This window comes from Xanthomonas sp. NCPPB 1062 (assembly GCF_041481705.2).
Taxonomy (GTDB): domain Bacteria; phylum Pseudomonadota; class Gammaproteobacteria; order Xanthomonadales; family Xanthomonadaceae; genus Xanthomonas; species Xanthomonas euvesicatoria.
Window position 1 is genome coordinate 1,002,040 of the sequence record NZ_CM192987.1, and the last position, 17,462, is coordinate 1,019,501.

The following is a 17,462-nucleotide window of genomic DNA, read 5'->3' on the forward strand; positions in this document are numbered from 1 at the left end:
ATTACAGGCCCTGGAGTGTAGCGTGGAAGTGGTGCTGCCCGCGGCTTGGGCACGGCAGCTGCAGAACGAGTGCGCAGTGCCAGGCGCGCGTGGGCGGCGCCCGGAATCGGCCTGCACCACGCCTAGATCGCCGCGTCCGGGTGCGCCGTCCGCGCCCGCCCTGCGACTGCCCGCCACGCTGTGCCAGCCGCTGCATGCGTTTTGGGGAGCGCGTGACGCGCTGCGCTGCGTGCGAGCCGGGCAAGGCGCAGGTGGGCAGCGGGCGCGGCAGATGTCCCGCCCTTTGGCGGCAACGCGCAGGGGGCGAAGGCTTATCATGTGGGAATGACACATCCCCATGACGTTCTGATCGTTGGCGGCGGCCTGGTCGGCTCCAGCCTTGCGATTGCGCTGGACCGCCTCGGCCTGGATGTCGGGCTGGTGGAGGCCACCCCGGCCGGCACGCCGCCGGCAGTGTTTGATCAACGCAACCTCAGTTTCGCCGCGGCCACGGTGAACGCGCTGGGTGCGCTCGGGGTGATGGCCAAGCTGCGCAGCCCGCCCGGGCCGATCCGGCGCATCCATGTCAGCCGCGCCGGGGACTTCGGCCGCGTGCAACTGGACGCGGCCGATTACGGCCGCGACGCCTTCGGCCAGGTGGTGGTGGCACGCGACTTCGGCGATGCCTTGCAGACCCGTCTGGACGAACTGACCCATCTGCGGCGTTACCGGCCTGCGCGGTGCATCGGCATAGAGCCGGTGCAGGACGACGTGCGCGCGGTGCGCCTGGCCACCGATGCGGGCGAGCAACGTGTGCAGGCCAAACTGGTGGTCGGCGCCGATGGCAGCCATAGCGCGGTGCGCGAGCTGCTGCATATCGGTACCGATGCCCACGATTTCCTGCAGACCCTGTTCGTGGCGCGCGTGCGTGCGTCACGACCGCCCGATGGCACGGCCTGGGAGCGTTTTGGCGAACATGGGCCAACTGCGCTGTTGCCACGCGGCGACCGCCATTACGGTGCGATCCACTGCGTGGCGCGCGCCGAGGCCGAGGCCGTGGCTGCGCTCGATGACGCCGGCTGGCTGGCGCGCCTGCAGCGTGCCGCCGGCTGGCGTGCCGGGCGCTTCGTCGCCACCGGCGAGCGCAGTGCCTATCCGCTGGTGCAGGTGCTGGCCAACAGCCTCATCGCCGAGCGCGTGGTGCTGTTGGGCAATGCCGCGCAGACGCTGCATCCGATCGGTGCGCAGGGCTTCAACCTGGGGCTGCGCGATGCGCTGACGCTGGCCGAATTGATCGAGCACGATCGCAGCGATGCCGGTGCCGGTGCGTTGCTGGCCGAGTATCTGGCGCGGCGGCGGGTGGACCGCGAGCACACCATCGGGTTTTCCAGCGGTCTGGCGCGGCTCACCGGCAACCCGGCGCCGTTGCTGCGGCCGTTGCGTAGCCTGGGCTTGTTTGCCACGTCGCAGGCGGCCCCGCTGCAATCGATGCTGGTAGGCGGTGCCATGGGCTTTCGTGGCGATGTGCCGCAGCTGTGCCGGAGCAGCGCATGAGCCGGCGCAGCACGCGCGATGCGGTGATCGTCGGCGGTGGCGTCGTCGGCGCCGCCTGCGCGCTGGCGTTGAACGATGCCGGCCTGAGCGTTGCCCTGGTCGAAGGGCGTGAGCCTGTCCGCTGGCACGCCGATCACCCCGATCTGCGTGTCTATGCCTTCGCCGCCGACAACGCTGCGTTGCTCGACAGCCTGGGCGTGTGGAATGCGGTGTGTGCCGCGCGTGTGCAGCCTTACCGGCGCATGCGGGTCTGGGATGCCGGTGGCGGTGGCGAGCTGGGCTTCGACGCCGACACGCTGGGACGCGAGCAACTGGGATGGATCATCGAAAACGACGTGCTGGTGGACCGCTTGTGGGCCGCCGTGCATGCGGCCGGCATCGAAGTGCATTGTCCGGCACGCGTGGTCGAACTGGAGCAGGACACCGCCAGCGTGCGCCTGCGCCTGGACGATGGCAGCCGGCTGGAAGCGGCAATGGCCATTGCCGCCGATGGTGCAGCCTCCACCCTGCGTGAACTCGCCGGGCTGCCGGTCTCCCGGCATGCCTACGCACAGCGCGGCGTGGTTGCCTTCGTGGAAACCGAGCACCCGCATCAGGCCACCGCCTGGCAGCGCTTCCTGACCACCGGGCCGCTGGCCTTCCTGCCGTTCGCCGATGGCCGCAGTTCGATCGTGTGGACCTTGCCGGATGCCGACGCCGAGCGCGTGCTGGCGCTGCACGATGCCGATTTCTCGCGTGAGTTGACCCAGGCCTTTGCCGCGCGCCTGGGCGAGGTGCGCGTGGTGTCGGCACGCACTGCCTTCCCGCTGCAACGGCAGCTGGTGCAGCAGTACGTCAGCGGCCGCGTGCTGACCCTGGGCGACGCCGCGCATGTGGTGCATCCGCTGGCCGGGCAGGGCGTCAACCTGGGCCTGCGCGATGTGGCGGCATTGCGGCAGAGCGTGCGCGAGGCGATGGCCAAACGTGCCGATTGGGCCGCGCCGCATCGCCTGCAGCGCTGGGCACGTACCCGGCGCAGCGAGAACACCGTGGCCGCCTACGGCTTCGATGCGATCAATACGGTGTTTTCCAACGACGAAATGCACCTGACCTTGTTGCGCGGATCGGTATTGGGCCTGGCCGGCACGTTGCCGCCGTTGGTCGATGCGCTGTGGAAGCGCGCCTCCGGCGGCGCGTGAGCCAATCGCACCCGCCGCCGGAATCGGCGTCGGCGGCTGTCTGTCATGCCTTGATATGCCTTTGATGCTATAGCGAAGGCAGCAGGTTCCATACGACGTGCGTGGCTGCCATGGCTACAGTCGCGCCATGACCTCGTCTGCGCCTCCTTCGTCCAAGCCGGCAGTGCTGTTGTTGTGCGGCCTGCTGTGCGACGCCGCCATCTGGCAACCGCAGCGCGTCGCGCTGCGCGATCTGGCCGATGTGCAGGTGATGGATTTCGCCGGCTTCGACAGCATCGCGCAGATGGCCGCGCATGTATTGGACGTTGCGCCGCCGCACTTTGCGCTGGCGGGACATTCGATGGGCGGGCGGGTCGCGCTGGAAATCATGCGCCAGGCGCCAGCGCGCGTGCTGCGGCTGGCCCTGCTCGATACAGGCATCGCGCCGCGCCGCGACGGCGAACGCGAAGAGCGGCTTGCATTGGTGCGACTGGCGCATGCCCAGGGAATGCAGGCGCTGGCTCAGCGCTGGTTGCCGCCGATGCTGCACCCCGATCACCGCGCCGATGGCGCGTTGATGGATGGCTTGATGGCCATGGTGCAACGGCAAAGCGCGCAAAGTTTTGCTGGGCAGACCAATGCCCTGCTGGAACGCCCCGATGCGGCACCGGTGCTCGCGCACATCACATGCCCGACGTTGTTGGGAGTCGGGCGACAGGACGCGTGGAGCCCATTGGCGCGGCATCAGGACATGGCACGACACATTCCGCAGGCGCGGCTGGCGATTTTCGAACACTGCGGGCACATGGCGCCGGTGGAAGCACCTGCCGCCGTCAGCGACGCGCTGCGCGACTGGTTGCAGGCCGCGTGATGGCGCGCCCGCCGAACGCATGGGACTACGGGGCCACTGCTGCCGAAACACGCAGTTCGCCGGGTGTCGAGATTGCCTTGGTCACGCCTTGAGGAACGCTGCATGCACGACGACGTCTCGATCATCATTGCCTGCGAGCAAGCGATCCGCCGGTTCGCGCTGTGCAACGACCGCCATGATCATGCCGGCCTGGCCGCGTTGTTCACCGACGATGGTGTGTTCGCGCGTCCCAGTGCACCGGATGCGCCCGTGCGGGGGCGCGAGGCCATCTTGCAGTCGTTTCGCGAGCGTGCGCCGCGCACCACGTGCCACCTGATGCTCAATACCTTGGTCAGCGTCCAGTCGCACACGCTGGCGCACGCGCACAGCCATGTCCTGCTCTACACCGCCGGCGATACCTCCGCAGCGCCGCCGTGGACGGCGCAATCGCCGGCATTGCTGGGCAGCTTCGAGGATGTGCTGGTGCTCGAGCAGGGGCGCTGGTTGTTCCAGCAACGGCTCGGGTCGCTGCTGCTGCGGGTCGGCACCGGCTGAGTCGGCGTATCCGGGCTGCAGACAACACCGTTACCCATCGCTGTCCCGATGGCGCATGTCGCGTGCCGCCGTCTTTGAGTCCTGTTTTCTCCCCCTCCCCGTCGCGTCGCATCGCAGTCATCCATTCCCTTTGCATCGGAGATTCGCCTAGTGGAACGCGTCCGTTCGTCTGTTCGTTGTGGTTCGGTGTTGCCGCATGCGCTGTCGCCTCGTCAACCTGCGCTGATCATCGCTGCCTTGCTGGCCGCAGCGTCGCCAGCAGCGTGGGCGCAGGCCGTGCCGGAAACCGCGGCGCCACCGCAAGGCATCAATTTGGGTGGCACCAGTTTTCTAGATGGCTTCAGTTCCATGAAGCCTGGATGGACGGCCATCGAGTATCTGCGGTACTACGATTTCGATGCGATCAAAAATGCCAACGGCGATAATTCGCCGGCGTTCCGCGACCCCAACGTCGGGGTCAGCGTCGCGTTGACCCAGCTCATCTACGTCACGCCCTACACCTGGAAGGGCGGTTCGTTGAGCTTCAATGCGATCGTGCCGCTGGTCAATTACGACACCTCCGTCGCTGCCGATAGCCCGGTGCGCTTGAGCAGCAATGGCTTGGGTCTGGGCGATATCTCGTTCGGGCCGGCGCTGCAGATGCCGCCGGTGATGCGCGATGGGCGGGTGCTGTTCTTCCAGCGATTTGCCATCGACGCCTTCGCGCCCGTGGGCAAGTTCGATCGCGATGTCGCCATCAACCAGAGCACCGGTTTCTGGTCGGTCGCACCGCATTGGGCCTTCACCGTGCAACCCAGCGACAACTGGGAAATCAGCGGGCGGCTGAATTACCTCTACAACTTCCGCACCAGCCGCGCCGGCGGTGTGCCGCCGATTCCCGGGTTCCGTTTTCGCAACGGCCAGGCCGGCGATGTGCTGTGGGCAAACTTCGCCAGCTCGGTCAAGGTCACCGAACAATTGCGTCTGGGCATCAATGGGTATTACCTGCAGCAGTTAAAGAACAACCGCACCAACGACCAGAGCATTCCCGACAGCAAGCGCAGGCAGTTCTACGTTGGTCCCGGGTTGTCCTGGCGGTTCGACGAAAAGAACCTTCTCAACTTCAACGTTTACCTCCCCATCGAGGTCGAGAACTCGGTGGCGGGCAATAGCTACAACCTGATGATTGTGCACTCGCTGTAACGTGTGCGGGTCATGTGTCCTGCATTGCCTGTGCCGCGGTGCCGGCATGTGGACGATGCTGATGCGATGCGATCGGTCACGCGAACCTGCTTGCGCGGGAGGTCCGGCCTCATCGCTCAAGCCGGGTGCTTGGCGCGCAGGGGTATCGACGAGCAAAGCGCTCGTCTCACAGTCCCATGCTGTGCCGTTGCGTGTTGGCGTGTTCGCGGAACAGCAATTCCGCGCGTGCGCCATCGCGTTGCTCGATGGCCGAGACGATCGCGCCGTGTTGCCTGTGTCCGTAAAACAGATCGTCGTAGGCAAGCGCGGCAGTGCGTTGGCCGAACACGACGTTGACCGGACTGACGAACGGCACCAATGTGCAGCGCTCCACCGTTTCGGTCAGGATCGGCTTGTTGGCCGCCTCCACGATGGCGCGATGGAAACGGGCATTCATTGCGCCATATGCCTGCTCGTCGTCGGCACGGAGATTGCGGCTGGCCAGGATGCGGTCGCCTTCGCCCAGGCAGGCGTACAAGGTGGCGAGCAACTCGGCGGGGGCGCCCCGTTCGGCGACGGTGCGCGCGGCCATGCCTTCCATCACTGCGCGCACCGCCAGTGCATCCAGGCTTTCCTGCTGGCTGAAGCGCCGCACGGCGTAACCACGGTTGCCTGCCTGCACCAGCAGGCCTTCCTGGCACAACGCCGGCAGGGCCTGGCGGATCGGCGTGCGCGAAAGCGCCAGGCGCTCGGCCAGTGCCGCCTCGGTGAGGCGCTCGCCCGGCGCGAAGGTGCCGCACAGGATCAATTCGCGTAGCTGCTGGATCGCTTGCAATCGGTGGTTGTTCGCCATTGGCTCCATTCTCTCGCGCCATACCGCAGCGCACGTTCCTTCGACAGGGAAAACTCGCACTTACGTGTATAAAAACCTTGCGGATGAGATCGCTTGATGGCAATTTGGATCCCAAGGATACCGTTTTGGCGATCCGAAGTCGTTGGTCGTCCTTTGTTGGGATCCATTGCGTTGCAGATCCCAATCACCCACTGATGCGCGCCTGCCCCGACCGGGCCCGGCCCGCGTCGCAGGAGCACAACATGGCAAGCATCATCGGCGGTATCGGGACCTCGCACGTTCCCACCATCGGGGTGGCCTACGACAAGGGCAAGCAGCAGGACCCGGTGTGGAAGCCGTTGTTCGACGGCTACACGCCAGTGGCCGCGTGGCTGGCCGAGCAACGGGCCGACGTGCTGGTGTTCTTCTACAACGACCACTGCACGACGTTCTTCTTCGATCTGTATCCCACCTTCGCGCTGGGCGTGGGCGAACGCTTTCCGGTTGCCGACGAAGGCGCGGGGCTGCGCGAGCTGCCGCCGATCCGCGGCGACGTGCAGTTGCAGGCGCATATCGCCGAATGCCTGGTCAATGACGAATTCGACCTGACCGTGTTCCAGGACAAGCCGATCGACCACGGCTGCGCAGCGCCGCTGCCGCTGCTGTGGCCGCATGTGCCGGACTGGCCGGGCACGGTGGTGCCGATCGCCATCAACGTGCTGCAGTACCCGCTGCCGACGGCGCGGCGCTGCTATCGCCTGGGCCAGGCAGTGCGCCGCGCGATCGAATCGTATCCGGAAGATCTTCGGGTGGTGGTGGTGGGCACCGGTGGGCTATCGCACCAGATCCATGGCGAGCGCACGGGCTTCAACAACACTGAGTGGGACATGGAATTTCTGGACCGGTTCCAGCATGCGCCCGAGACACTCACCCATCTCACCCACACCGATTACGTGCGCCTGGGCGGTGCGGAGAGCGTGGAGCAGATCATGTGGCTGGCGATGCGCGGCGCGCTAGATGGGCCGATCCGCAAGCTGCATCAGAACTACTACCTGATGACCACCACGGCGATGACCGTGGTGCTGTACGAGCCGGGCGAAGAAGCGGCCGGCGCGCCGCGTTCGGCCGAGCTGCTTGCGCGCACTGCCGCTGCGGCCTGAGGAGGTGCTGATGAATCCGCAAACCCATGGCATGGAGCAGATCGGCGGCACGTACCTGTTCGATCTGCGCACCAGCAATCGCGCGCTGCGCCTGAACCGCTTTTTCTGGCACATGATCCGCGCCCCGTGGCGCGATCGTTTCTTGCAGGATGCAGAAGCATTGATGCAGGAAGCCGAACTCACCGAGCAGGAGAAGGCGCTGATCCGTGCACGCGACTGGCTGGGCCTAGTGCAGTACGGCGCCAACTTCTTCGTCATCGAAAAATTTGCGCGCGTGGTGCGCATGACCAATCTGCAGGTCTACGCCATCATGCGCGGCGAATCGTTCGAAGACTTCATGCAGACGCGGCGTGTGCCCCATGCGCGCTGAGCCGGGCGTATCGGCTCAGCGCCGCATCGTCGCGTTACCCGACTTCCCAACCCAAGGTCTCCCCCAATGACCATGTCCTCCGTGTTCTTCGAACACCGCATCAAGGTGCGGCACCTGCGTGTCATCGAGGCGCTGGACCGACAGAAAAGCCTGTTGCGCGCCTCACGCGTCTTGAATGTCACCCAGCCTGCGCTCACGCGCGCTTTGCAGGAGATCGAAGAGATCGTCGGTGCGCCGCTGTTCGAGCGGCATTCGCGCGGCGTTCGCCCCAACGCGATGGGCGAGGTGCTGGTGCAGACGGCGCATGTGGTACTTGGGCAGCTGCGACGCGCCCAGGACACCTTCGAAGGGCTGCTGCAGGACGATGCGCTCACGATCACCGTGGGTGCCTTGCCGGTGGCGGCCAGCGGTCTGCTGCCGGCGGTGCTGGCCGCGCTGTATCGCACCGAGCCCACGCTGCGGGTGCGCCTGCTGCACGGCCGCACCGATGAGCTGTTGCCCAAGCTGGCCGGTAACGAGATCGATCTGGTGGTCGGGCGGTTGTATCCGCTGGCCCGCTACGACGCACTGATTCGCAAGGTGTTGTACCAGGATCCGATTGCGCTGGTGGCGCGCAGCGACCACCCGCTGTTCGCCAACGGGCCGGTGCGCGTTGCCGAGGCGGTCGCGTACCGGCAGGTGCTGCCGACCCTGAGCCAGCATGTCGAACGCGACGTGGCGCAGGTCATGCGCGAGCACGGTCTTGCAACGCGCGATCAGTTGCGTTCCAGCTCGGCCAGTTTCACGCGCGAAATCCTGCTCGGCACCGACAGCATTGCGGTGATGCCGAGCATGATGGTGGCCGGCGACATCGCACGCGGCGAGTTGCGTGCCTTCCAGCTGCAGCAGCCCTCGCAGGCGCGCGCGGGCGGGGTGATCTATCGCGATGGCGCCGCAATCCACAAGCCGGGCGTGCGCTTGCTGATGCGCGAGCTGGAGCACCAGCTGGCCCTCATGGCCGAACAGGGCGCGGTGTGGGTGGACGACCGCGTTGGCGAAGACGATGTGCTGCTGGATGCCTCTGCGTGATCGCGTAAGGCCGGCGCAACGCGCGGCGCTTCGCGATTCCTGCTGAGCTGCATCAACGCGCAACGGGTTGTCGCGCGCGGCTGCACACGGCGGGTCGTGCGCCGCGCCACAGCAACGGGCAGCCCAGGCTGCCCGTTGCAGTTGGCGGTGCGCATGCGCGCCCGATGCGACGGCACCTCAGGTGTCACTGGCCAAGGTGTCCTTCAAGCGCGCTTTTTGTAATTTGCCGGTCGCCGTGCGCGGCAAGGCATCCACCAACCGCAGATGCTTGGGCACCTTGTACTTGGCCAGCCGTGCGGTCAGATAGGTGCGGATCTCCTCCAGGTCCGGCGCCGCAGCGGCCGGCACGATCGCCAGATAGCCCACCTCGCCCCACTGCGGGTCGGCCAGGCCGACCACTGCGCACTCGCGGATGTCCGGATGGTCTGCGAGCAACGCTTCGATCTCTGCCGGGTACACGTTCTCGCCGCCGGAAATGAACATGTCCTTCTTGCGGTCGACGACCCAGAAGAAGCCGTCGGCATCGCGCTGCACGATATCGCCGGTACGGAACCAGCCCTGCCCATCGAGCACGTCGGCGCTCGCGTGCGGGTCGCGCCAGTAACCGGGGCTGAGGTTGGGACCGCGCAAGAGCAATTCACCGGGAACGCCCGCCGGGCAGTCGTTGCCGTGGTCATCGACCACGCGCGTCTGCACCGATGGCGTTGCGATGCCGGCCGCGCCCAGCTTGTTGCGGATCACATCGCAGTCCACCGACATGCCGAACACCGTGCCGGCTTCGCTCATGCCGAAGCCGCAGACCATCGGGATGCCATCGTCCAGCCAGCCAAGCAGATCGTCGCTGGCGTGCGGCGCGCCGCCGCTGACCAATGCGGTGAGGTGGCGCAGCGCTGCCGCATCGAAGCCGGGCTGATTGCGAAATGCCTGCATCATCTGCGGCACGCCGACGTAATGCGTGATTCCCAGCGATGGATCGGCAAGCCAGCCCAACGAGCGTTTGGGCTCGAAGCCATTGGAGACCTGGATCGAACCGCCCACCGCCAGCGCCGAGCGCACATTGGTGACCAGGCCGATGATGTGGAACATCGGCGCTTCGCACAGAAAGCTGCTGCGTGCGTCCACGCGTGTGGTGACGCCGAAGTTATGCGCGGCATGCTGCAGGTTCTGCTCGCTGAGCATCACGCCCTTGGGCTGACCCGAGGTGCCGGAGGTAAACAGGATCAGGCTGACACGATCCGGCGGAATCGATGGCGTGTCGGCAGGCTCCAGTGCATCGGCGCTCGCGATAAAGCCTGCCAAGGCTTCCATGTCCGTGCGACCGGCAGCGACATCGTCGCCCAGCAATACGCGTGGCTCTGCGCGTTGCAGCAGCGCATCGAGCTCGCTCGCGCTCAACCGCCAGTTGAGCGGTACATAGATCGCGCCGACCCGCCCGCAGGCGAAGTGCAAGGCCACCTGCCACACCGAATTGCGCGCCAGCACGGCGAGCCGCTCTCCATCGACGCAGCCACGCCGGCGCAACAAGGCCGCCAGGCGGCCCACCAAGGCGTCCAGTTCGGCATAGGTCCATTTCAGGCCCAGCACTAGGTCGCGTGCGGCAAACTGTTGCGGCGAGAGACGGGCGTGGAAGGCGATCGAGTCGGTCGGCATGGCCATGGCGCGGTCTTCTGGAAGAGTGGGAAGTGACTAGGTGTGAGTGCGAGTGCTGCGTGCGAAAGGTTTAGACGTCCCGGAGAACGTGATGCGCACGTGGCGGATGCAGCCCACGCGTGCGCCTGCGCACGGCAGGCACGCAATGCGCTATCGGTTGGCGATGTGTGCATGCCAGTCCGCACGCAGGCGCGCGTTGTTTCGGCTGTGCGCTAGCTCAGGTAGAGGGTTTTGGTTTCGAGGAAGGCATGCAGACCTTCGATACCGCCTTCGCGGCCGATACCCGAGTGCTTGAAGCCACCAAACGGCATGCTGATATCGACCCACATGCCGTTGATCGCATGACTGCCGCTGCGCACGCGGCGCGCGATGCGATAGGCGCGTTCGGCGTCTTCGCTGTAGATGGTGCCGTGCAGGCCGTAGTCGCTGGCATTGGCCTTGGCGATGAGGTCGGCTTCGTCGTGGTAGTCGATGAAGCTCACCACCGGTCCGAAGATTTCCTCGCGCGCAATGGTCATGTCCGGCGTCACCTCTGCAAACACCGTCGGTTCGACGAAGAAGCCGCGCGACAGGTGTGCCGGGCGGCCTCCCCCCATGGCCAGGCGTGCGCCCTGCGCCTTGCCTTTGGCGATGTAGGACTGCACACGTTCGAGCTGGCGGCCCAGGGCCAACGGGCCCATCCCGGTGTCTGCCGCAAACGGGTCGCCCAGCTTCACTGCGCTCAGTGCCGCGCAATATGCCTGCAGGACTTCTTCGCGGCGCTGCGCCGGCACCAGGACGCGCGTCAACGAGAAGCACACCTGTCCGGCGATCGGCATGGAGTAGGGCACCAGGGTGGGCAGCACCTTGGCGATGTCGGCGTCCTCCAGCACGATTGCTGCCGATTTGCCGCCCAGCTCCAGCCCAACCCGTGCCAGGCGCTCGGCGCAGGCGATGCCGATCGAGCGGCCGGCCTGGGTGGAGCCGGTGAAGCTGACCTTGTCCACGTGCGGGTGGCGGATCAATTGCTCGCCCACCTCGCGGCCGGCGGGGAGCAGGTTGAACACGCCATCGGGCACGCCGGCGGCGCTGATGCACTCGGCCAGGATATAGGCATCGATCGGCGTTTCCGGCGAGGGCTTGGCCACCACCGTGCAGCCGGCAGCCAGCGCGGCGGCGACCTTGTAGCACAGCAATACCAGCGGCGCGTTCCAGGGCGTGATCGCGGCGACCACGCCGACCGGCTCCTGCACCACATGCACGCGGCCACCGTTGGGGCGCACACGTGGTTCGACGAATGCGTGGGTGGCAATCAGGTCGGCGTAGTAGTCGAATAAATCCGGCGCCTGCTGCGAGGCGCGCTTGCTGAAGCCAAGGGTCGCGCCGACCTGGCCCGTCCATGCTTCGGCCAACTCCGGCATGCGTGCACGCAAGTGGTCGGCCACCCGCTTGAGTGCCACGCTGCGCGCTTGCGGGGAGAGCTGCGGCCAGGGGCCGTGGTCGAAGGCGCGGCGTGCAGCTGCGATGGCCGCTTCGGTATCTGCGTGCGAGGGTTCGGTGTAGCGCAGCATCCGTTCTTCGGTATGCGGCGCGATCACATCGACCGAGCGATCGCCGGTGCTTGCGCGCCATTGCCCGTCGATGAACAGACCCAGGGGACCTCGCGCGGCGATGCCGCGCAGCGTTTCGAATAAGGCTTCCATACTCCCTCCTCGGTGCAGAAAACCACTGGCAGCGCCAGCGATGCACGCACAACGCGCACCGCTTCGGACGCCGTAGGACGCGCTTACGCTCGGTGTTTGCTGAGGTCGTACTCGCCCAGGCCGGGCTTGTAGCTCTTCTCGTCGATGAACTGACGGATGCCTTCCTTGCGGGCGTTGTTGTCGAACGAATTGGCCGCTTCCTGCATGCGCACCAGGTAATCTTCGGCTTCGTCGTAGGTCATGGTGCCGACGCGGCGCACCGCATCCTTGGCGTACTTGAGCGCGACCGGGTTCTTGCGCAGCAACAGTTCGGCCACTTCGCGGGTGCGTGCCTCCAGGCGTTCCAGCGGCACGCTTTCGTTGACCAGGCGCCATTCGGCAGCCTTCTTGCCATCCACCATTTCGCCGGTCAGCGTCATCCACATCGCATCGCGCATCGACAGCAGTTCCACCGCGACCTTGGTGACGCCACCGCCGGGCAGGATGCCCCAGTTGATTTCCGACAGGCCAAACTGCGCCTCATCGGCGGCAATCGCCAGGTCGCAGGCAAACAGCGGGCCGAAGCCGCCGCCGAAACACCAGCCGTTGACCATGGCGATGGTCGGCTTCTGATACCAGCGCAGGCGACGGAACCAGCCATACGATTCGCGCTGCGAGCGCCGCACGCCACGCAGGCCCTGCGCTTCGGTTTCGCGGAAATATTCCTTCAGGTCCATGCCCGCCGACCAGGCGGTGCCTTCGCCGCCGAGCACCAGCACGCCGACGTTGTCGTCGAACTCCAGCTCGTCCAGCACGTCCATCATGCGGCGGTTGAGCGCCGGGCTCATCGCGTTGCGCTTGTCGGGGCGCGCGAACTTCACCCAGGCGATGCGGTTTTCGATGCGAACCGATACCACGTCATGCTCGTTCAAGCGGCGTCTCCTTCGAGTCGTGAGAGTGCTGGTGTGTTGATGGGCTCAGAGTGCTTCGGCCAACGCGGTGTCTGGCGCGGCGGCGCGCTCCAGTGCAGCGCTGGCGTTCAACTTGCAGAGCAGCCGCAGCAGGGTCTGTTGTTCGCTGGCCTGCAGGCCGGTGCAGGTGCGTTCGCCCGCGCGCGCCAGGCAGCCCTGCGCAACCAGCAGCGTGCGCTCGCCCGAGTCGGTGAGGTACAGGCCCTTGCTGCGACGATCGCGGCCAGCAAGGCGTTCGATCAGGCCTTGCTCGGCCAGCGCATTGGCGATCTTCATGCCGGCGGCGCGGTTGACCAGCAGACGGTTGCCCAGCTCGGTCTGGTCGCAGCCGGGTTGATCGCGGATGTGGATCAACGCGGTCACGCGCGCCGGGGTGAGCTGTAGCTCGGCCAATTCCTGGCGCGCGGCGTGGCTGGAGGCCAGGGCGGCGAGTTGCAGCTGGTAGCCAAGATCGGCGGCAAGTGAAAGGCGAGCAGTCATCGGTCCGTCCAGATTGTATCCGTTAAATACAATCTAGCCGACCGAAGCGGGCCCTGCAAGAGGGGGCGATGGCGTGATGCGAAGCACAGTGCGCGGTTGCGTAGTACAGCCGCGCCTGCCGTAAGACGATCAGCGGATCAGCCAGCCAGCGAGCTGTTCGCGGGTCAGGTAACCGCTGTGACGGGTGTCGAGCGCGTCGAATTCATCGGCCAGGGCAGGGTTGGCCTGCGCCTCCGCACGGCTGATGCGGCCATCGCCATCGGTATCCATGGCTTCAAAATCGATGCGGTAGCTGCCGACCACGCTGTTGGGCTGGATCGAACGCACGATCACGCTGGATTCGCCGCGCGGGCGCTCCAGTTCGGTTTGATGGGTGACTTCGCCACTGGACAGCGGCTGGGTGCGGATGGCACTGGGCACGTCGATCAGCGGCATGCTGCTGGCCGGCGTGGGCGCCTGCTGCGCCTGTGCGGCAGTGCAGAGCAATAGCGACAGCGTGGAGACGAGTGTGGCAAGACTGCGGTTGGTCATCAGATCCCCCTGATGCGGAACAGCCCACAAGCATAGAGCCTGGCGGCCTTTTGCGCTGTGCGTGACGGTGGCGCGCCGCTTGGCGATGGGGATACGCTGTTGGAGTGTCAGAGGCGGCGAACGGGTCTTGTCGCGCTGCTGCATCGTTGCCCTGAGCGAGCACTGCGCATTGCATCGCGCAGTGCTCTGGTTGGCGCCACTCAGCCGGGAATGAAGGGGAAGACGATCTTCAGTAGTCCCTTCAGGCCGCCCTCCGCCGTGCTTGTCACCGCCTTGGCACCCAGGCTGTTGAGTGCGCGGCGCACGTCGTCCCAGCGCAACTGCGCAATGTCCTTCTTGAGCAGATCCGACACCTCTTCTGCGGTGGGCGTGAGCTTCTGCAATGCGCGCACAGTGGCGTGCGGATCCGGTTGCAGGTAGCCCCAGCGCTCGGCGATTTTCAGCAGGGTGTCGAAGCGCACCGCGACCACTTCGCGGTTGCGTTCGTACACCGGCAGCGCACCGACATCGAGAATGGCTTGCTCGAACTGTTGCGCGTCGTCGGGATGTTCGATGCGCACCGCCAAAAAGCCTTCCTTGCGGCTGCGTTCGCTGACATGTTTTGCACCCGAGCGCAGATTGTCTTCGGTGAGCACGTTGGCAACGATGCGCTGCATCGCGGCGTCGCCCTCTTCGGGCACCAGCGAGCGCCAACGCGCATAGCCATCGCGCCGCAGCGCCTTGACCTTGGCCGAAGTCACCCGCAACTGCAATGCGACCGCAGCGTTGGAGCTGTTGCGCGAGATGGCGCCATCGCGTTCGAGCAGCACGAAGATCAACAATTCCAGGTCACGCTTGGTCAGCGACTGGAACCCCTGCAACAGGGTCAGGCGCAGAAATTCGCTGCCGAAGGCGGCCGCGTCCTTCAATTCGATCGGTTGCATGGGGAGTCCTCCACAGGTGACCTGCAGCATGCCAGGACGCTGTTGCGCGGCCTGAGAACCAATGCGACGCACACGCCAGTTTCAGTGTCCGGTTTCGCGCCCGCGACGATCGGACCTGAACGTTTCAACTGCGCCGCGGTCCTGCAAGGTGACGAACACCTGCTTGCCATCGGCGCCGCCGAAGGCCACGTTGCTGGCCTTGCGCCCCTTCAATGCAACCGTGCGCAGCAGCTTGCCCTGCGGCGACACCACTGCAATCTGCCCGGCATCGTAGCGGGCGATGTACAGATTGCCGTCGGCATCGCAGCGCATGCCGTCCATGCCGAAATCGGGGAAGCTGATCAGCAGCCGTTTGTTGCGCAGGCTGCCGTCGCTGCCACGGTCGTAGGCCCACACCTTGCGCGACATGCTTTCATTGACATACAGCTGTTTGCCGTCGGGGCTGACATCCAGGCCGTTGGGCGTGGTCATCCCTGCCTCCAGCAGCCGCACCGCGCCGTCGCGGCCGATGTGCCACAAGCGCCCGCCATTGTCCTTCCAGTTCGGGTCGCTGGCGTAGAAGCTGCCATCGGGCGCCAGCGCCAGATCGTTGGGGCCATCTGCCTCGGGCAACGCCGCGAACGTGCTGACCGCACGCGTCTGCATGTTGACCTGCAGGATCTTGTGGCCGGTGTAATCGGCGACATACATGGTGCCGTCGCGAAAGCGGATGCCATTGCCGGTGCTTCCCTCGGGCAAGGTGACGAACACCTCGGCACGTGCGCCGCCGTCGGCCTGCAGCGCGATGCGCGCGATGGTGCCGTCCTTGCCCAGGTTCACCGCGTACAGCGCGCCATCCGGACCGGTCGCCGGGCCTTCGGCATTGTGTGTGAATGCGCCATCGCCGATCAGATCGCGCGCAACGAAGGGAGTGTCGGCAGCGCTGGCGAGCGAACTGGACAACAGGAGCGCCAGCGGCAGATAGCGAAGATGGGCAACGACGGTCATGCGCAATGCTCCGGATGTGATCGCCAGCAGTGTGCCAGAACGTGCAGCGCGACCATGGCGGTGATCACACCCGATCAAGTAAGGTGCGCGAGCAGTACGCCCACACTCGCGAAGGAGGTTTGCATGTCCGTGGAATCGATCACACGTCGCCGCTTGCTTGCCGCCTTTGGCGGTGCAGGCATCCTGCTGGCTGCACCGACGTGGGCAGTGCCGAAGAAAAAGCCCGGAAAACCGCTCAATGTCGCGTTGGTCGGGTTGGGTAGTTATGCCAGCGAACAGCTCGCGCCCGGCCTGGCGCTGACCAAGCATTGCAAGCTTGCCGGGATCGTCACCGGCACGCCGTCGAAGATTCCGCAGTGGCAGTCCAAGTACGGCATCGCCGACCGCAATGTCTACAACTACGAGAACTTCGATCGTATCGCCGACAACGACGACATCGATGTGGTGTACATCGTCACGCCAACGCATCTGCATGCGCCACTGACCCTGCGTGCGGCTGCCGCGGGCAAGCATGTGTGGTGCGAGAAGCCGATGGCGATGCACGCCGGTGAATGCGAGGCCATGATTGCTGCCTGCAAACGCAACAAGGTGGCGCTGACGATCGGCTACCGCATGCAGCATGAGCCCAACACGCGGCGCGTGATTGCGATGGCCAGCGAAAAACCGTTCGGCGCGATGCAACGCGTGCGTGCCGAGGCCGGGTACAACGGCTATCAAGGCACCGCCAAGGCCGACCGCCCGTGGCGGTTGCGCTCGCAGTTCGGTGGCGGCGCGATGTACGACATGGGCGTGTATCCGCTCAACGCCGCGCGTTACACCGTGGGCGCCGAGCCGCTGGCAGTAACGGCCAAGCGCTGGACCGACCGACCCGATTTGTTCGATGAAGTCGACGAGCACATGGACTTCACCCTGGAGTTTCCCAATGCGGTGCGCGCCGAGTGCAAGACCAGCTTCGGCAAGAACATGAATGTGCTGCGCGCCGAATGCGAGCGCGGTTGGTACGAGTTGTCGCCGTTCCAGAGCTACCAGGGCGTGACCGGCAAGGCCAGCGATGGCCGCGTGTTCGACGCCAAGGTGCCGCATCAGCAAGCGCTGCAGATGGACGAAGACGCGCTGGCCATCATGAACGGCACGCCATTACGTGCGCCGGGCGAAGAAGGCCTGCGCGACATCCGCATCGTCGATGCGATCTACCGCTCGGCGCGCGAGGGCAGCAAGCGCATCGTGCTGTAAATGAGCTGGTTCCGGCGGCCAAGTGCCGCCGGGGCCACCGCAATAGCAAGCAGCGGCCCAGGGCCGCCAGGCATGGCAGCACACAGCGGCCAACACACATCCTGACTATGGAGCGAGCAAGCGGCCAACCGACCAACCGGCCGCGGTGCGTCACGCCCGCAATCAATGGCCGACAGCTGCAAGCAGCACACCAGCGGCAACCAGCGGCCGCAGAAATGTTGATTCAGTGAGAAGAGCAAGCGTCAATTTCGCAAAAGCGAGTCGCGCCAGTCGGGAAGCAATTTCTACTACAAGGCACGGGACCAACCATCACGAGGATTCCCGTTGCACGCCTCAGGCG

At 65.8% G+C, this 17,462-nt stretch carries 17 protein-coding genes; 9 read left to right on the forward strand and 8 right to left on the reverse strand.

The window, feature by feature from the left end; translation table 11 throughout:
* The first annotated feature begins 324 nt into the window (after positions 1-324).
* From ubiH to ACCQ16_RS04330, 5 genes are all read left to right on the forward strand, one after another.
* Entirely contained in the window at positions 325-1,533 is a 1,209-nt protein-coding gene (gene ubiH, locus ACCQ16_RS04310) for a 2-octaprenyl-6-methoxyphenyl hydroxylase (protein ID WP_209261707.1), read from the forward strand.
* Positions 1,530-2,711 carry a UbiH/UbiF family hydroxylase gene (locus ACCQ16_RS04315; RefSeq protein ID WP_033478662.1) on the forward strand — a complete coding sequence of 394 codons (1,182 nt, stop codon included), beginning with the start codon at positions 1,530-1,532 and terminating at the stop codon, positions 2,709-2,711. Before ubiH ends, ACCQ16_RS04315 begins: the two co-directional genes overlap by 4 nt.
* 127 nt (positions 2,712-2,838) lie before the next feature.
* A complete protein-coding gene (locus tag ACCQ16_RS04320) occupies positions 2,839-3,561 on the forward strand; it encodes an alpha/beta fold hydrolase (RefSeq protein ID WP_014089440.1) in 723 nt (240 codons plus the stop codon).
* Positions 3,562-3,663: 102 nt separating this feature from the next.
* On the forward strand, positions 3,664-4,095 hold the full coding sequence (locus ACCQ16_RS04325) for a nuclear transport factor 2 family protein (RefSeq protein ID WP_008572574.1): 432 nt from the start codon (positions 3,664-3,666) through the stop codon (positions 4,093-4,095).
* 150 nt (positions 4,096-4,245) lie between these two features.
* Complete coding sequence (locus ACCQ16_RS04330) at positions 4,246-5,277, forward strand: SphA family protein (RefSeq protein ID WP_011346485.1); 1,032 nt, start codon at positions 4,246-4,248, stop codon at positions 5,275-5,277.
* Positions 5,278-5,443: 166 nt separating this feature from the next.
* Here the strand turns inward: ACCQ16_RS04330 and ACCQ16_RS04335 are convergent, their stop codons facing one another.
* Positions 5,444-6,118 carry a GntR family transcriptional regulator gene (locus ACCQ16_RS04335; protein WP_005917283.1) on the reverse strand — a complete coding sequence of 225 codons (675 nt, stop codon included), beginning with the start codon at positions 6,116-6,118 and terminating at the stop codon, positions 5,444-5,446.
* Positions 6,119-6,351: 233 nt separating this feature from the next.
* Here ACCQ16_RS04335 and ACCQ16_RS04340 point away from each other — a divergent pair, with 233 nt between their 5' ends.
* The 3 genes from ACCQ16_RS04340 (at position 6,352) to ACCQ16_RS04350 (ending at position 8,686) form a co-directional block, all read left to right on the forward strand.
* Positions 6,352-7,248: a gallate dioxygenase gene (locus tag ACCQ16_RS04340; protein WP_277573161.1), complete on the forward strand. Its 897-nt coding sequence runs from the start codon at positions 6,352-6,354 to the stop codon at positions 7,246-7,248.
* A gap of 10 nt (positions 7,249-7,258) precedes the next feature.
* Positions 7,259-7,618 (forward strand): protocatechuate 3,4-dioxygenase subunit alpha, encoded by a 360-nt coding sequence (locus ACCQ16_RS04345; RefSeq protein WP_011346487.1) that lies wholly within the window; start codon positions 7,259-7,261, stop codon positions 7,616-7,618.
* Between the two features lie 66 nt (positions 7,619-7,684).
* On the forward strand, positions 7,685-8,686 hold the full coding sequence (locus ACCQ16_RS04350) for a LysR substrate-binding domain-containing protein (protein WP_008572588.1): 1,002 nt from the start codon (positions 7,685-7,687) through the stop codon (positions 8,684-8,686).
* 177 nt (positions 8,687-8,863) lie between these two features.
* Here the strand turns inward: ACCQ16_RS04350 and ACCQ16_RS04355 are convergent, their stop codons facing one another.
* From ACCQ16_RS04355 to ACCQ16_RS04385, 7 genes are all read right to left on the reverse strand, one after another.
* Positions 8,864-10,342 (reverse strand): AMP-binding protein, encoded by a 1,479-nt coding sequence (locus ACCQ16_RS04355; RefSeq protein ID WP_031421195.1) that lies wholly within the window; start codon positions 10,340-10,342, stop codon positions 8,864-8,866.
* A gap of 206 nt (positions 10,343-10,548) precedes the next feature.
* On the reverse strand, positions 10,549-12,018 hold the full coding sequence (locus ACCQ16_RS04360; RefSeq protein WP_372380215.1) for an aldehyde dehydrogenase: 1,470 nt from the start codon (positions 12,016-12,018) through the stop codon (positions 10,549-10,551).
* A gap of 83 nt (positions 12,019-12,101) precedes the next feature.
* Complete coding sequence (locus tag ACCQ16_RS04365; RefSeq protein ID WP_008572593.1) at positions 12,102-12,929, reverse strand: p-hydroxycinnamoyl CoA hydratase/lyase; 828 nt, start codon at positions 12,927-12,929, stop codon at positions 12,102-12,104.
* Positions 12,930-12,974: 45 nt separating this feature from the next.
* A complete protein-coding gene (locus ACCQ16_RS04370; protein WP_008572595.1) occupies positions 12,975-13,448 on the reverse strand; it encodes a MarR family winged helix-turn-helix transcriptional regulator in 474 nt (157 codons plus the stop codon).
* 129 nt (positions 13,449-13,577) lie between these two features.
* Positions 13,578-13,979, reverse strand: coding sequence for an EF-hand domain-containing protein (locus tag ACCQ16_RS04375; protein ID WP_031421198.1), 402 nt, complete (start codon positions 13,977-13,979; stop codon positions 13,578-13,580).
* A 200-nt stretch (positions 13,980-14,179) separates the two neighbouring features.
* Positions 14,180-14,902 carry a hypothetical protein gene (locus ACCQ16_RS04380; RefSeq protein ID WP_014089445.1) on the reverse strand — a complete coding sequence of 241 codons (723 nt, stop codon included), beginning with the start codon at positions 14,900-14,902 and terminating at the stop codon, positions 14,180-14,182.
* 81 nt (positions 14,903-14,983) lie between these two features.
* Entirely contained in the window at positions 14,984-15,889 is a 906-nt protein-coding gene (locus ACCQ16_RS04385; protein ID WP_008572599.1) for an SMP-30/gluconolactonase/LRE family protein, read from the reverse strand.
* Positions 15,890-16,012: 123 nt separating this feature from the next.
* Between ACCQ16_RS04385 and ACCQ16_RS04390 the strand changes: the two genes are divergently transcribed.
* Positions 16,013-17,122 (forward strand): Gfo/Idh/MocA family protein, encoded by a 1,110-nt coding sequence (locus tag ACCQ16_RS04390; RefSeq protein ID WP_033478660.1) that lies wholly within the window; start codon positions 16,013-16,015, stop codon positions 17,120-17,122.
* Positions 17,123-17,462 lie beyond the last annotated feature (340 nt).

What these genes read in the sequence shown, in the direction of transcription:
- ACCQ16_RS04350 (WP_008572588.1), top strand. Translation starts at nt 7,685, where the DNA reads ATGACCATGTCCTCCGTGTTCTTCGAACACCGCATCAAGGTGCGGCAC.
- ACCQ16_RS04320 (WP_014089440.1), top strand. Translation starts at nt 2,839, where the DNA reads ATGACCTCGTCTGCGCCTCCTTCGTCCAAGCCGGCAGTGCTGTTGTTG.
- ACCQ16_RS04325 (WP_008572574.1), top strand. Translation starts at nt 3,664, where the DNA reads ATGCACGACGACGTCTCGATCATCATTGCCTGCGAGCAAGCGATCCGC.
- ACCQ16_RS04360 (WP_372380215.1), bottom strand. Translation starts at nt 12,018, where the DNA reads ATGGAAGCCTTATTCGAAACGCTGCGCGGCATCGCCGCGCGAGGTCCC.
- ACCQ16_RS04315 (WP_033478662.1), top strand. Translation starts at nt 1,530, where the DNA reads ATGAGCCGGCGCAGCACGCGCGATGCGGTGATCGTCGGCGGTGGCGTC.
- ACCQ16_RS04390 (WP_033478660.1), top strand. Translation starts at nt 16,013, where the DNA reads ATGTCCGTGGAATCGATCACACGTCGCCGCTTGCTTGCCGCCTTTGGC.
- ACCQ16_RS04345 (WP_011346487.1), top strand. Translation starts at nt 7,259, where the DNA reads ATGAATCCGCAAACCCATGGCATGGAGCAGATCGGCGGCACGTACCTG.
- ACCQ16_RS04355 (WP_031421195.1), bottom strand. Translation starts at nt 10,342, where the DNA reads ATGGCCATGCCGACCGACTCGATCGCCTTCCACGCCCGTCTCTCGCCG.
- ACCQ16_RS04385 (WP_008572599.1), bottom strand. Translation starts at nt 15,889, where the DNA reads ATGACCGTCGTTGCCCATCTTCGCTATCTGCCGCTGGCGCTCCTGTTG.
- ACCQ16_RS04335 (WP_005917283.1), bottom strand. Translation starts at nt 6,118, where the DNA reads ATGGAGCCAATGGCGAACAACCACCGATTGCAAGCGATCCAGCAGCTA.
- ACCQ16_RS04375 (WP_031421198.1), bottom strand. Translation starts at nt 13,979, where the DNA reads ATGACCAACCGCAGTCTTGCCACACTCGTCTCCACGCTGTCGCTATTG.
- ACCQ16_RS04380 (WP_014089445.1), bottom strand. Translation starts at nt 14,902, where the DNA reads ATGCAACCGATCGAATTGAAGGACGCGGCCGCCTTCGGCAGCGAATTT.
- ubiH (WP_209261707.1), top strand. Translation starts at nt 325, where the DNA reads ATGACACATCCCCATGACGTTCTGATCGTTGGCGGCGGCCTGGTCGGC.
- ACCQ16_RS04370 (WP_008572595.1), bottom strand. Translation starts at nt 13,448, where the DNA reads ATGACTGCTCGCCTTTCACTTGCCGCCGATCTTGGCTACCAGCTGCAA.
- ACCQ16_RS04340 (WP_277573161.1), top strand. Translation starts at nt 6,352, where the DNA reads ATGGCAAGCATCATCGGCGGTATCGGGACCTCGCACGTTCCCACCATC.